The following is a 12241-nucleotide window of genomic DNA, read 5'->3' as shown; positions in this document are numbered from 1 at the left end:
GAACCAGTCCGTCATCATGGTGCTCGCGGGCGTGTCCGGGCCTCCCGCGGAGAGAGCGAACACCGCGCCCATGACTCCCAGCAGCACCATCAGCGAGACGCCCGCGAGCACCATGATGACGGACTGGTTCGCTGGGGCCGGCTGCGGCGCGCGCGGCACGGGAGCCGGCAGGGGCGGGCCTTCCAGGTCGAACGCGTGGCCGCAGTAGCCGCAGAGGTAGTGCGTCTTCAGGACCTGGGGCGTGAAGGGCGCGTTGCAGTGGGGACAGCGGGAAGCTCTGGGCCGGGCCATGACCCCGGGTGTAGCACTCCACGCCCACGGGGCGCTGAAACACGAAAGCCCCCTTCCTTCCGCGACGGGAGGAAGAGGGCTTCCGGGCGGATGCCGGTTTCAGGCGACGACTACGGCACCGTGGCCTTCAGGGCGACGCCCGTGTACGCGGAGTAGCCGCGCACGGAGACGTACCAGGTGCCGGCCGCGGGAGCGGTGATGGTGCAGGTCTCCGCGTTGCCGCTGAGGTACGGGCGGCAGGCGTACGCCGTCGTCGTGGGCTGCGAGCCCTGGCGCACGTAGAGGTCCGCGTCGCCCGTGCCGCCGGACTGCTCCACCGTCAGGGTGGTGGCGCCCGCGGGGACGGTGATGGCGTAGTGCTTGAAGGAGCTGGCCGCGCCGGAGATGCCCGTCTGGTTCAGCAGCGTCTGCGTCGGCTGCTGCGGGGCGTTGACGGTGGCGTCGATCCAGCTGGCGAAGGACGACACGCGGCCGTACATGCCCGCGTACTGCGCGTCGGCGCAGCCGTAGCCCCAGCTCACGATGCCCGCGAGCACGCGGGTGCTGCCCTTGAGGACGGTGAGGGGACCGCCGCTGTCACCCTGGCAGGAGTCCTTGCCCGGGGCCTTCGCGCCCAGCTGGTCCGCGGTGATGGTCTCCTGGCCCTGGTAGTCGGCCTGCGCGTCCGCGTTGCTGATGATGTTCACGTCCACCGTCTGGAGCGTGGTCGGCAGCGAGGAGGAGCCGCTGGACAGCGTGCCCCAGCCCGTGACGCGCGCCACGGCGCCGACGCCGCCCACGCCCGCCGCCGCGTCCGCCGCCGTGACGATGGGGATGGCCTTCGCGTTCGCGCCGCTCAGGTCCAGCGGCGAGGACAGCTTGAGGAGCGCCGCGTCCTTGCCCACGTTCGCGTCCACGTAGCCCGGGACCACGACCACCTGGGACACGGTGCGGATCTGCCCCCCGCTGGTGGAGGTGCGGTTGGTGATGCCCGCCACGACGCGGCCCGGCTTGGAGATGCTGCCGCCCGAGTTCACGCAGTGCTGCGCGGTGAGGATCCAGCTCTCGTTGATGATGGAGCCGCCGCAGAAGTGGCTGCCGCTGCTGCTCTGCAGCGACACCTGCCACGGGTTCGCCGCGATGGTGGTGGCCGTGCCACCGACGATCTCCTGCGTGGTGGCGGCGGGGGCCGGGGTCTCCGGCTGGGCCTGCTTCTCCTCCGTGGCCTGGGGACCGCAACCGACGACCAGCAGCGACACCACGCTGGCGGCAGCCCAGCGACGCAGAATCTGACCCGAAATCATGTGAACCTCGGTTTATGGGAGATTTATGAGGCGCAGGGATTCTGGAGGAACCGGGAAGTAAATGTAAACACCCGGTCCCGTAATTTATCGTAACTGGATAACGACTGTGACGCGGTTTCCCTCCGCGCCGCGGGAGTCTACTCCGCGACGAAGGTGAAGCCCGGGGACGCATCCAGACGGTAGCCGGGGTCCTCGAAGACCACGCGGGTGCCGGTGCCCTCCAGCATGTCTCGCACGTGGCTCACGTGGACGCGCAGCGCGTTGTCATGCAGGCGCGGGTCGTAGTCCGCGTTCCACATGGCGCGCACGCAGTCCTCTTTCGACAGGGTGCGTCCCGGCTGGCGGGCCAGGGCGTAGAGCAGCCTTCGCGGCAGCGCGCGCCGCTCCAGGGAGACGGTCTTCCCCGGGGCGCGCAGCTCGTGACGGCGCGCGTCCAGGACCACCTGCTCCGGCGCGGGCGCCTCCGCCGGACGCGCGGCTTCGGAGGCGAGGGGCCGGGTCAGCTCCGCCATCAGCTCCGGGTCCACTCCGCCCTCCATCGCCTCGCGGAGGGCCTCCTCCAGGGCTTGCGTGGCTTCGTGGAGCCTTCCCGCGTGCCGGTGGAGCGTGGCGCGGGCCAGGAGCGCCAGCATGCGCTCCAGCGCGAAGTCCTCGCCGTGGGTCATCGGTTCCAGCTGCGTGAGCAGCGCCGTGGCGCGCGGGGCGTCCGCGCTCCGGGCGGCGGCCAGGGCGGCCAGGGCGCGCTGACGGGCGGCGATGCCAGGGCGCACCTCACGGGGCTCCACGGTGACGGGAGGCGCCTGGGGTCCCGGGACGTCCAGCGTGCGCGCCACGTGCACGGCCCGCATCAGCCCCACCACGCCGCGCGCCCGGACCTCTTCCTCCACCACGTCCAGCTGGGCCCGGCCCTCCGCGCGCCGGCCCAGCTCCAGCAGCATGCGGCCCGCGCCCACGCGGCAGAGCAGCCGGACGAAGAGGTAGCCCGCCTTCTCCGCGCGGCCCTCCGTCTCCCGCAGCGTCGCGAGCGCCGCGCGCCGGTGTCCTCTCTCCGCGCGCACCCACGCGGCGATGCAGTCCAATTCCAGCGCGAGGCGGGGCGCGCCCAGCTGGCCCAGCCGCTCCCGGGCGCTGGCGAGCGCGGCGTCGGCCTCCGTGAAGCGGCCCAGCCGGCTCAAGATGCCCGCGGACATGGCCGCCACCAGCGGGCCTCGCGAGTCGAGCGGCGCGTCCTCCAGCAATGACACACATTGGGCCAGGGGCTCCGCCAGCTCGCTGTCGCGGCCTTCAATCCAGAGCATCAGCGCGCGGGCGTAGGCGCACCAGCCCAGCATGCGCCGGTCCCCGGTCGCGGCGGCGGCGTTGTCCAGCATGGCCAGGGATTCGTCCAGCCGCCCCTGGAAGAAGCGCAGCGCGGTCCATGCCAGCAATTGCTGGAGGAAGACCTCCGCGCTGCCAGGCACCGGCATGGCCTCCAGCGTGCGCTCGCAGGCCTCCGGCTCCAGCGCGAAGAGGGCCACCCGCACCAGCACGGTGCCCACGCCCTCGCGCAGGGATTCATTCGACTCGGGCGCTGGTGCGCCGGCGGCGGCCTCCAGCGAGGCGCGCAGGGCCAGCAGCTCCGGATAGGCGCGGCGCAGGTCGAGCAGCCGCACCCGCGCGCGGGCATGGGCCAGCCGCACCTGCGGCGTGCGCAGCGGGGCGGGCAGCGAGTCCAGCAGGCCCATCAGCTCGTCCGCGGCGCCGTGGCGCACCAGCGGCTCCGCCTGCGCGACGATGAAGGCCGCGCGTGCCTCGTGCTGGCCCAGCGCCTGGAGGTGGCGGCACACCGCGCGCACCCGGACCACGGCGGGCAGGGCCTCGCGCTCCAGCACCGACAGCAGCGCTTCGTGGGCGGCGCGTGTCTCCTCCGGCGACAGCAGGGACACCATCGCTTCGCGCACCAGGTCGTGCACGCCGTGCCGGCCGCGTGAGTCCGTCTCCACCAGCAGCTTCGCGCCCAGCTGCTTCAGCGCTTCGCCCCATGCGTCAGGCGGCGCGTGGCCCGCCAGGGCCTGCTCCAGCGTGCTCGCGGTGAGCGGCAGCTGGCTCAGGGCCAGCATCGCGGCCAGCCGCCGTTCGTCCAGGGGCAGCCCCGCCAGCGCCGCTCGCACCGGCTCGTCCCCGCCCGTGTCGCCCGCGTGGGCCCGGCGCAGCAGGAAGGGCAGGCCCCGGGAGCGGCCCCAGGCCGCGTCGAAGCCGTCGCGCTCGCCGTAGAGCGCGTCCAGCTCCCGCCACAGCTGGCGCGCGGCCTCCTCCGGCAGGCCCTCCAGCCGCAGCTCCACCCGGTCCGGGCTCGCCGCGTGCCGGGGCACCGATTCCCGCGAGGTGGCCAGCAGCGTGCCCTGCCGCAGCCGACCTCCCAGGTCCTCCACCAGCGCCGCGCGGTCCGGCGGCCCGAGCACGTGCAGGTCGTCCAGCACGCACAGGGCGCGGCGCGCCTCCAGCTCCCCCGCCAGCGCCTCCAGCCGCGACGCGTCCGACAGGGCCTGGGCCACGGGCGCCTCACTCAGCAGGCGGCGCACGTCGTCCACCACCGTGTCCAGCGTGTCCCCGGGACGCACGCGCCGGTGCACGACGGGCCCCCGGTGCTTCGCGGCCACCGCCGCCACCAGCGCGGACTTGCCCGCCCCGGGCAGCCCGTAGACGACCCCCGTGTGCACGCGCCGCAGCATGTCCCCCAGCCGCCGTACCTCCTGGGCGCGGCCCACGAAGACTGCTGGCGGTCCCAGCCCCGGAGCGGATGGTGTGCGCATGACGTGCACCCATTGTAGGGCCCCCGGGCCCCATCCGGCAGGGCTCCGTGGCGAGCCAACCTCAGGTGTCGTCCAGGCTGAGCGCGCGCAGGTGGCTGACGTCCCCCCAGGTCACCATCCGCAAGGCCCCTTCATGGAGGTCGAACTGGTTCCAGCCCGCGTTGAGGACGGAGAAGGCGCGCGGCCCATGGGACGGGATGCGCAGGCAGTGGCGCAGGAGCGCGCTCAGCAGGCCTCCATGGGTCACCACCACGACGCGGGCCTGCGGGTGGCGCGCGCCCAGGTCCTCCAGGCACTGGAGCGCCAGCAGGAGGCGCTGCGACGCGCTCTCGCCTTCGGGCACCACGTAGTCGGCGTGGCCCTCCGCGTACGCGGCGAAGACCTCCGGATGGCGCTGGCCGGCTTCCGCGCGCGTCAGCCCCTCCAGCACGCCCAGCCCTCGCTCCCGCAGGCGCGCATCCCGCTGGACGTCGTGCCCCGTCCTCGCCGCGATGCGGGACGCCGTCTGCACCGCGCGGTCCAGGTCGCTGCTGTACAGGGCCTGGAAGGGAAGGGTGGCCAGGCGCGCCGCGAGCGCGTCCGCCTGCCGCAGCCCTTCGCGGCTCAGCATGCTGTTCAGGTGCCCCTGCAGGCGCCCCAGGGCGTTCCACTCCGTCTCCCCGTGCCGGAGCAGGATGAATTCGGTCGTCATGACCCGAAGCGTGGCGGGTGGGCTCCGGGGGAGCAAGGCTCGCGGAGTGTCAGCCCGGCGCCGCGGCCATCGCGCCACGGCCGCGCCTGTTCCTTCCAGCAGGGCGCGTGTCACCTGGGTGAAACATCGTTCCGGCTGGCTTGGAAAGGTTGAACACCCGGCGCTCGGGAACCGGGAAGACGTCTGTGTTTCCATCCCACGGGGCAGGCTGCCTGCTCAATGGCATGCAGCCCCCTGGGAATCGGGTCTGACAGCACTCCTGGACGGCTTTGATACCACTGGACGCGCGTCCACCTTCTCCGCGGTTCCGAGCCTTGGCGTGTCTTCCTGAATTCGCAGGTGGGGAGACGGCGGGTGAGTCGTGAACGCCAGGCCGCAGGGGGGAGACTTCGATGAAACACGGTCAGAAGCTGGAAGCGCTGAGCATGGAAGTGGGGCTCCAGGAGTCCTCGGAGGGTGCTCCGCGCAGGGCCCACCGCTTCGGCTGGCTGCGGATGCTGGGCGTGGACGCGGTCCTCATCGCCTGCTCGCTGCTCTTCGCCACGGTGTTGCACTTCGCGGACGGGCTGTCCCCCGCGTGCCGGGAGGTCCTGCCCCGTGCCGTGGCGCTGCTGGTCGCGGTGCGCCTGGTGACGCTGGTCTGGCTGGGCCTGCACCGCTGGTCCTTCCACCGCTCGGGCATCCACGAGGCGGTCCGGCTGGAGCTGGCCAGCCTCGCGGGCACCATCGTGTTCGAGCTCCTGCGCACCGTCCTCTTCATGGATGCGCTGCCGGGGCAGGTGGTGGCGCTGGAGTTCTTCGTCACCACCACGCTCCTGGGCTTCCACCGCTTCGCCCCGCGCATGGCGCGGCAGTGGTACCTGGACCAGCGCCGCGCCCGGGCCGAGGGCTCCCAGCGCACCCTCATCGTGGGCGCGGGCAGCGCGGGCGACCTGCTCTTGCGCGACCTCCTGCGCGACCGCAAGAGCCCGTGGCACGTCATCGGTCTGGTGGATGACGACCCCGGCAAGCAGGGCACCTACCTCAACGGCAAGCCGGTGCTGGGCGTCCTGGACGCGCTGCCGGAGCTGATGAAGAAGCACCGGGTGACGCAGGTGCTCATCGCCATCCCCCGGCTGTCTCCGGAGCGCACGCGGCACCTGCTGAGCCTGTGCCGGCACCAGAGCGTCAGCTTCAAGATCATCCCGGCCTCGTTCGCGTACCTGGACCAGAAGATCACCGCCGCCATGCTGCACGACCTGTCCCCGGAGCACCTGCTGCCCCGGGACGCCATCGCCTTCGACCATGAAGAGGTGCACCGGCTGGTGACGGGCCGCCGCATCCTCGTCACCGGCGGCGCGGGCTCCATCGGCAGTGAAATCGTCCGGCAGGTCGCGGGGCACTCGCCTTCGTCGCTGGTGGTGGTGGACATCAACGAGAACGAGCTCTACCTGCTGGTGCGCCAGCTTCAGTCCCGCTACCCGCACCTGCCGGTGCACTCCGTGGTGGCGGACATCCGCGACCTGGACCGGATGCTGCGCATTGGCCAGGAGTTCGCGCCGCAGTACGTCTTCCACGCCGCCGCGCACAAGCACGTGCCCCTGATGGAGGACGCTCCGGAAGAGGCCATCAAGAACAACGTCTTCGGCACGCAGAACGTGGCGCGCATGGCGGACGCCTGCGGGGCGGAGCGCTTCATCCTCATCTCCACCGACAAGGCCGTGAAGCCCTCGTCGGTGATGGGCGCCTCCAAGCGGCTGGCGGAGATGGTCATCCGCGACATCGCCGCCACGTCGCGCACCATCTTCTGCGCCGTGCGCTTCGGCAACGTGCTGGGGTCCGCGGGTAGCGTGGTGCCTCTCTTCAAGCAGCAGATCCAAGCGGGCGGCCCCGTCACCGTCACGCACCCGGACTGCACCCGCTACTTCATGATCATCCCGGAGGCGGTGGGCCTGGTGGTGCTGGCGGGCCTGGGCGGCTACGGCGAGCTGTGCATCCTGGACATGGGGGAGCCGGTCCGCATCGCGGAGCTGGCCGCGAACATGATCACCATGACGGGCCTGGTGCCGGACAAGGACATCCCCATCGTCTACACGGGGCTGCGTCCCGGGGAGAAGCTGGAGGAGACGCTCATGTCCGAGGAGGAGGAGCTCACCCAGCAGGTGCGCAACCGCATCAAGGTGGCCCGCAGCCCCGCGCCGCCCGCGGACTTCCAGCTGCAGCTCAAGCGCCTGGACCGCGCGGCCCGGGCCGGTGACTCCCATGACGTGAAGCGCGCCCTCCAGGACCTCCTCCCCGCGTACACCCCGTCCAAGATTCAGGGGACCGTCGCGAAGGTGCTGCCCGCCTTCGCCCCGGTGAAGGCGACGGGGGCGGAGCAGAACGTCAGCGCCTGACCCCACGCGGCCCGGCCGGCCGGCGAAGTGCCGGTGAAGCCCCGGTCTCCCGTGCCCGCCTCGCGAGGGCGCGCGGGGGGCCGGGGCTTCTTCATTGCCGGTGCGGGGCGCGGTAGGCCGGAAAGAAGCCGCCGCCAGGGTGGCCGTCCGACAGCGCGGCGTACGCGGCCGCGTCACAGACGATTTCATGCGTGTGCAGGCGGCCGCTGGCGTTGGCGAAGCCGCGCTTGAAGTCCTCCAGGCCGTCCCCCGGCTGAAGCCCGCCCCCCAGGTGGAGCGGGAGCCCCAGCTGGAGGCACAGGTCGATCATCCCTCCGAAGACGTTCTTCGCGGGGGAGCGCGCCAGGTACACATCCGCCGTTCCGCCCAGGTAGTAGTGCAGCAGGCCGTCGCTGCGGACGACCACGGCCGCGGAGGCGACCGCCCCCTCCGGCGCGCGCGCCGTCACGAGCCAGGCCACCGGGGACGCGAACAGCTCCTCGAAGTACGCGTCGGAGAAGAAGTACCGGCGGCACGCCTCGTCCCTCACCATGGTCTGCCGGTACACGTCCCGGAACCCCGCGCGCTCCTCGGGCAGCGCGTCCCGGACCGCACGCACGGTGCTCACGAATCCCAGCCGCACGTTTCGCCGCATGTGCCGGCGATGCATCTCCCGCAGTGTGAGCGGGCGGCATGGATCCACCAGGAAGACCTCGTTGCGCGCGGTACCACCCGAGAAGCAGTGCGGTCCCTGGACCCGCTCCCTCACGAAAATACTGACCAGCTCCGTGCCCTGCCAGTCCACGGCAAGTGCTGGCATTTCACTCCAGCCGTCCGTCACACCGCCCGGAAACCCATACGGAGAAATGGCGTCGCGGTACGGCGTTCCTTCAATCGCTCGCACGATGAGTGGGATTCGCAGTGTGCTGGGTGTGCCGGTTTGGATGACCAGCGTATGGGTGACCCCCTCGGCGCGCAGATGGTGCTCCGAGCGGAAGTACTGCTCGGACAGCGCCGCGGCGCCCGCGTCGGGAACCAGCATGGCGCTCGCCTGCCCTGTCCTCGTCATGCATCCCCCCTGAAGGCCACCCCAACCGGCTCAGGCGGACGGGCCCATGGGGCCTTGCACTGACAACCCACGGGCGGTCGCGATGTTTTTTTGTCTAATCACAAAGGAATTTGAGAGGCCTCCCAACGCTTCTGGCGACCTGTGAACGCACTCCGGCGTTCCCACAACAGGGTAGCCCAATCGGTTGTCGTCCGGTGCTACCCCACAGGACCCCCCTGATGTTGGAATCCCGTCGTCGCAACTCTGGTCGTGCCCTGTCGTCCCTGTTGTCGCTTGCCCTGCTGGTGGGTGGTGCGTGTGGCCCCAACCCCGAGCAGGACAATGCCAACACGGCGAGTCCCAACGGAGACAACACCCCGGGCAGCACGGAAGTCACGGACCCCGGTTCTGAAGTGCTTGCTCCCTCTTCCCCCGAAGAGGTCGCGGCGGTTCCCTACCCGGAAGCGGAGGAGGCCCAGGAGGCTCCCGCCACTCCGGATGCGGACGCCCCCGCCGCCGTAGAAGCGCCTGCCACCACCGAGGAGAACCTGGGGACGACCGCCCAGGCCGCCGTCAGCCTGCGCACCGTCGCCGCGTGGGAGACGCTGTTCCTGAACCGCTGGAACTCGGAGCACACCTCCAGCTTCCTCCCCAAGAGCAAGTCGCTGGACAGCTGGCAGTTCTACGACCTGGCCTACGGCGTTGACGGCAACACGGCGATGTACCGCGCCACCGGCAAGACGCAGTACATGGACCGGGCCCTGCTGTATGTGAACAACATGGTCAACAACGCGAAGAGCTCCAAGCTCTTGCCCAGGAGCCAGTTCAAGGACGGCTACATGGGCTGGGCCTCGGCCCGCTCGGACACGGTGGGCCAGGAAGTCCCCCTCTTCGAGAGCTACTGCTGGCGTTACGTGACGCGCATGCTGCGCACCATCCGTGAGACGCCCGCGCTCTACAACAACAGCAACTACAAGTCGCAGTACGACAAGCTGCTGGCGTTCACCGAAAAGAACATGTTCGAGAAGTGGAACAAGCGCGGCGCGAACAGCTACCTCTACCGCGTCAATACGCACATGGCGTCGCACTGGGCCTACATCGCCATGGACCTGTCGCTCATGACGACGGATGCGACGAAGAAGGCGACCTATATGACCGTCTTCAACAACATCAACCGTGACATGCCCAACAACACCTCGTCGCTGCGCGGCCAGCTGCAGACCAGCCCGGTGAACGCCTCCGCGTACTTCTGGGCCGCCGAGTGGGGCTCCAAGAAGCGTCCGGGCCAGGACGTGGCGCACGGCAACGGCGTGATGGCCTACCTCGTGGAAGCCCACGACGCGGGCATGGAGTGGACGGACGCGGACATGCGCAAGTTCGTGGTCACCCTGAACAACGTCATCTGGCCGTCCGCCAAGAAGTACAGCATGTACGTGGACGGCACGGGCAGCGGCACGGGCTGGTTCAATGACGGCCTGATGAAGCTGGGCCGCTACAACGCCACCCTCCAGCAGCGCCTGGAGAGCCACTCCGTGGGCCAGAACACCCAGTTCTACGGCAACGCCGCGCTCAACGCGAAGCTGCTGTCCCAGGGCTCGGCGCTGTAAGCCGAGTTCCACAATACGGACAGACACCCCCTCCTCCCGCCCGAGCGCGCGGGGGGAGGGAGTGTGCGAACGCTCCAGGCAATGCCGGGCTCCCCATGCCCGGTCCTGCCTGGAGTTTTCGCATGTCCTCCCGCATCTACCTGTCCTCGCCCCACATGGGCACGCTCGAGCGCGGCTATGTCGACGACGCGTTCCAAAGCAACTGGATTGCCCCCCTGGGGCCCCACGTTGATGCCTTCCAGGAGGAGTTCGCCCGGTGCGTGGGGACGCCGCACGCGCTGGCCTTGAGCTCCGGCACGGCCGCGCTCCACCTGGCGCTCCAGCTGGTGGGCGTGGGCCCCGGCGACGACGTGCTGGTGAGCACGCTCACCTTCTCCGCGTCGGTGAACCCCATCCGCTACCTGGGCGCCTCTCCCGTCTTCATCGACAGCGAGCGCACGTCCTGGAACATGGACCCCGCGCTGCTGGAGGAGGAGCTGTCCATGCGCGCCCGCGTGGGCCGCCTGCCCCGCGCCGTGGTGGTGGTGCACCTGTATGGCCAGAGCGCGGACCTGGACCCCATCATGGCCACCTGCGACCGCTACGGCGTGCCCGTGGTGGAGGACGCCGCGGAGGCCCTGGGCAGCACGTACAAGGGCCGGGCCCCCGGCACGGTGGGCCGCGTGGGCATCTACTCCTTCAACGGCAATAAAATCCTCACCACGTCCGGCGGCGGGATGCTGGTGTCCCCGGACGGGGAGCTGGTGCAGCACGCCCTCAAGCTGGCCACGCAGGCGCGGGACACGGCGCCGCACTACCAGCACTCGGAGATTGGCTACAACTACCGGCTCAGCAACGTGCTGGCCGCCATTGGCCGGGGGCAGCTGCACGTGCTGGAGGACCGGGTGGCCGCGCGCCGCGCGAACCAGGCCTTCTACGCGGAGGCCTTCCGGGACCTGCCGGGCATTGAGTTCATGCCCGAGGCGCCGTGGGGCCGGCACACGCGCTGGCTGACCACGCTCACCATCGACCCGGAGGCGTTCGGCGCGGACCGGGAGGCGGTGAGAGTCGCGCTGGAGCGGGAGAACATCGAGGCGCGGCCGGTGTGGAAGCCCATGCACCTGCAGCCCGTCTTCGCGACCTTCGAGCGGCGGCGGGGCGGCGTGGCGGAGGACCTGTTCCGCCACGGCCTGTGCCTGCCGTCCGGCTCCAACCTTACGCGACAGGAGCTCGAGCGGGTGGTGGAGGTGGTCCGCGCCGTTCCCCGGAAGCAGGGACTGCGGACGGCGGGCTGACGGCGCCGGCCTCCTGCTGCCGGAGCGGTACGACGTTGGACTCCGGCGGCGGGTTGCCCATGAACTTGTGCAGGGTGGCCTCGCTCGCGAAGGAGATGCCCTGGCGCTGGAGCACGCGCACCACCGTCAGCGCCAGCACCTTCGCGTCCAGCGCCAGGCTCCAGTTCTCCACGTACCAGGCGTCCAGCCGGAAGCGCTCGTCCCAGCTGAGCGCGTTGCGGCCGTTGATCTGCGCCCAGCCGGTGACGCCGGGCAGCACGTCGTGGCGTTTCGCCTGCTCCTCGTTGTAGCGCGGCAGGTACTCCACCAGCAGCGGGCGGGGCCCCACGAGGCTCATGTCGCCCTTCAGCACGTTCCACAGCTGCGGCAGCTCATCCAGGCTGGTGGAGCGCAAGAGCCGCCCGGCCCAGGTGAGGCGCTGCTCGTCCGGCAGCTCCTGGCCGTTCGCGTCCATGGCGTCCAGCATGCTGCGGAACTTGAGGACGGTGAAGAGCCGGCCCTTCCTGCCCGGCCGCCGCTGACGGAAGAGGACGGGGCTGCCCAGCGTCACCCGGACGAACAGCCCCGTGGCCACCATCACCGGGGAAAGGCATATCAAGCCCATCCCCGCCGCCATCACGTCGAAGCACCGCTTGAGGAACAGCCCCGTTCCTGCCTGTCTTTGCATGGTGGATGTGGCTCCTTGAAGCCGGAAAGGCTAGAAATCCTCCCGGCTCGCCACCACGACCCCGCGGACTCAGCCTGCTGTCGACTCCCGGGCATCCACCGGGCCCGATGCGACAGGGTGGACCGCCTGGCCGGGCTCCGGCGCCGTGAGCCGCCGCCAGACGCGCCAGGTCAGCCAGATGCTGCACAGGAGCTCCGACACCCAGCCCAGCCCCAGCGCCCACGCGGCCCCCAC

Annotated in this window: 8 protein-coding genes and 1 pseudogene; 3 read left to right on the top strand and 6 right to left on the bottom strand. The window is 70.8% G+C overall.

What is annotated here, in order from left to right; all coding sequences use genetic code 11:
* The 4 genes and pseudogenes from D7W81_RS34250 to D7W81_RS34235 all read right to left on the bottom strand — a co-directional run.
* Positions 1-291, bottom strand: a pseudogene (locus D7W81_RS34250) (hypothetical protein); the annotation flags it as partial.
* Positions 292-401: 110 nt separating this feature from the next.
* Positions 402-1574 (bottom strand): trypsin-like serine protease, encoded by a 1173-nt coding sequence (locus tag D7W81_RS34245; RefSeq protein WP_120559599.1) that lies wholly within the window; start codon positions 1572-1574, stop codon positions 402-404.
* Positions 1575-1711: 137 nt separating this feature from the next.
* Positions 1712-4366: a winged helix-turn-helix domain-containing protein gene (locus tag D7W81_RS34240; protein WP_147445720.1), complete on the bottom strand. Its 2655-nt coding sequence runs from the start codon at positions 4364-4366 to the stop codon at positions 1712-1714.
* 61 nt (positions 4367-4427) lie between these two features.
* Positions 4428-5057 (bottom strand): histidine phosphatase family protein, encoded by a 630-nt coding sequence (locus D7W81_RS34235; protein ID WP_120559597.1) that lies wholly within the window; start codon positions 5055-5057, stop codon positions 4428-4430.
* A gap of 392 nt (positions 5058-5449) precedes the next feature.
* Between D7W81_RS34235 and D7W81_RS34230 the strand changes: the two genes are divergently transcribed.
* The gene (locus D7W81_RS34230; RefSeq protein WP_120559596.1) at positions 5450-7432 is read left to right on the top strand and encodes a polysaccharide biosynthesis protein; all 1983 of its coding nucleotides are present in this window, start codon (positions 5450-5452) and stop codon (positions 7430-7432) included.
* Positions 7433-7523: 91 nt separating this feature from the next.
* Here D7W81_RS34230 and D7W81_RS44260 read toward each other — a convergent pair whose 3' ends face one another.
* Complete coding sequence (locus tag D7W81_RS44260; RefSeq protein WP_120559595.1) at positions 7524-8453, bottom strand: GNAT family N-acetyltransferase; 930 nt, start codon at positions 8451-8453, stop codon at positions 7524-7526.
* Positions 8454-8698: 245 nt separating this feature from the next.
* On the opposite strand from D7W81_RS44260, the gene D7W81_RS34220 reads away from it, so the two are divergent.
* Complete coding sequence (locus D7W81_RS34220; RefSeq protein WP_120559594.1) at positions 8699-10066, top strand: hypothetical protein; 1368 nt, start codon at positions 8699-8701, stop codon at positions 10064-10066.
* 122 nt (positions 10067-10188) lie between these two features.
* Positions 10189-11340 (top strand): aminotransferase class I/II-fold pyridoxal phosphate-dependent enzyme, encoded by a 1152-nt coding sequence (locus tag D7W81_RS34215; protein WP_120559593.1) that lies wholly within the window; start codon positions 10189-10191, stop codon positions 11338-11340.
* Here D7W81_RS34215 and D7W81_RS34210 read toward each other — a convergent pair.
* On the bottom strand, positions 11261-12007 hold the full coding sequence (locus D7W81_RS34210; protein WP_120559592.1) for a sugar transferase: 747 nt from the start codon (positions 12005-12007) through the stop codon (positions 11261-11263). The two genes, D7W81_RS34215 and D7W81_RS34210, sit on opposite strands and share 80 nt — an antisense overlap.
* Positions 12008-12241 lie beyond the last annotated feature (234 nt).

Source organism: Corallococcus aberystwythensis (assembly GCF_003612165.1).
Classification (GTDB): domain Bacteria; phylum Myxococcota; class Myxococcia; order Myxococcales; family Myxococcaceae; genus Corallococcus; species Corallococcus aberystwythensis.
The sequence above is the reverse complement of the archived record's forward strand: the minus strand, read 5'-3'. Positions and strand labels throughout refer to the sequence as shown.

What these genes read in the sequence shown, in the direction of transcription:
- D7W81_RS34245 (WP_120559599.1), bottom strand. Translation starts at nt 1,574, where the DNA reads ATGATTTCGGGTCAGATTCTGCGTCGCTGGGCTGCCGCCAGCGTGGTG.
- D7W81_RS34240 (WP_147445720.1), bottom strand. Translation starts at nt 4,366, where the DNA reads ATGCGCACACCATCCGCTCCGGGGCTGGGACCGCCAGCAGTCTTCGTG.
- D7W81_RS34235 (WP_120559597.1), bottom strand. Translation starts at nt 5,057, where the DNA reads ATGACGACCGAATTCATCCTGCTCCGGCACGGGGAGACGGAGTGGAAC.
- D7W81_RS34230 (WP_120559596.1), top strand. Translation starts at nt 5,450, where the DNA reads ATGAAACACGGTCAGAAGCTGGAAGCGCTGAGCATGGAAGTGGGGCTC.
- D7W81_RS44260 (WP_120559595.1), bottom strand. Translation starts at nt 8,453, where the DNA reads ATGCTGGTTCCCGACGCGGGCGCCGCGGCGCTGTCCGAGCAGTACTTC.
- D7W81_RS34220 (WP_120559594.1), top strand. Translation starts at nt 8,699, where the DNA reads ATGTTGGAATCCCGTCGTCGCAACTCTGGTCGTGCCCTGTCGTCCCTG.
- D7W81_RS34215 (WP_120559593.1), top strand. Translation starts at nt 10,189, where the DNA reads ATGTCCTCCCGCATCTACCTGTCCTCGCCCCACATGGGCACGCTCGAG.
- D7W81_RS34210 (WP_120559592.1), bottom strand. Translation starts at nt 12,007, where the DNA reads ATGCAAAGACAGGCAGGAACGGGGCTGTTCCTCAAGCGGTGCTTCGAC.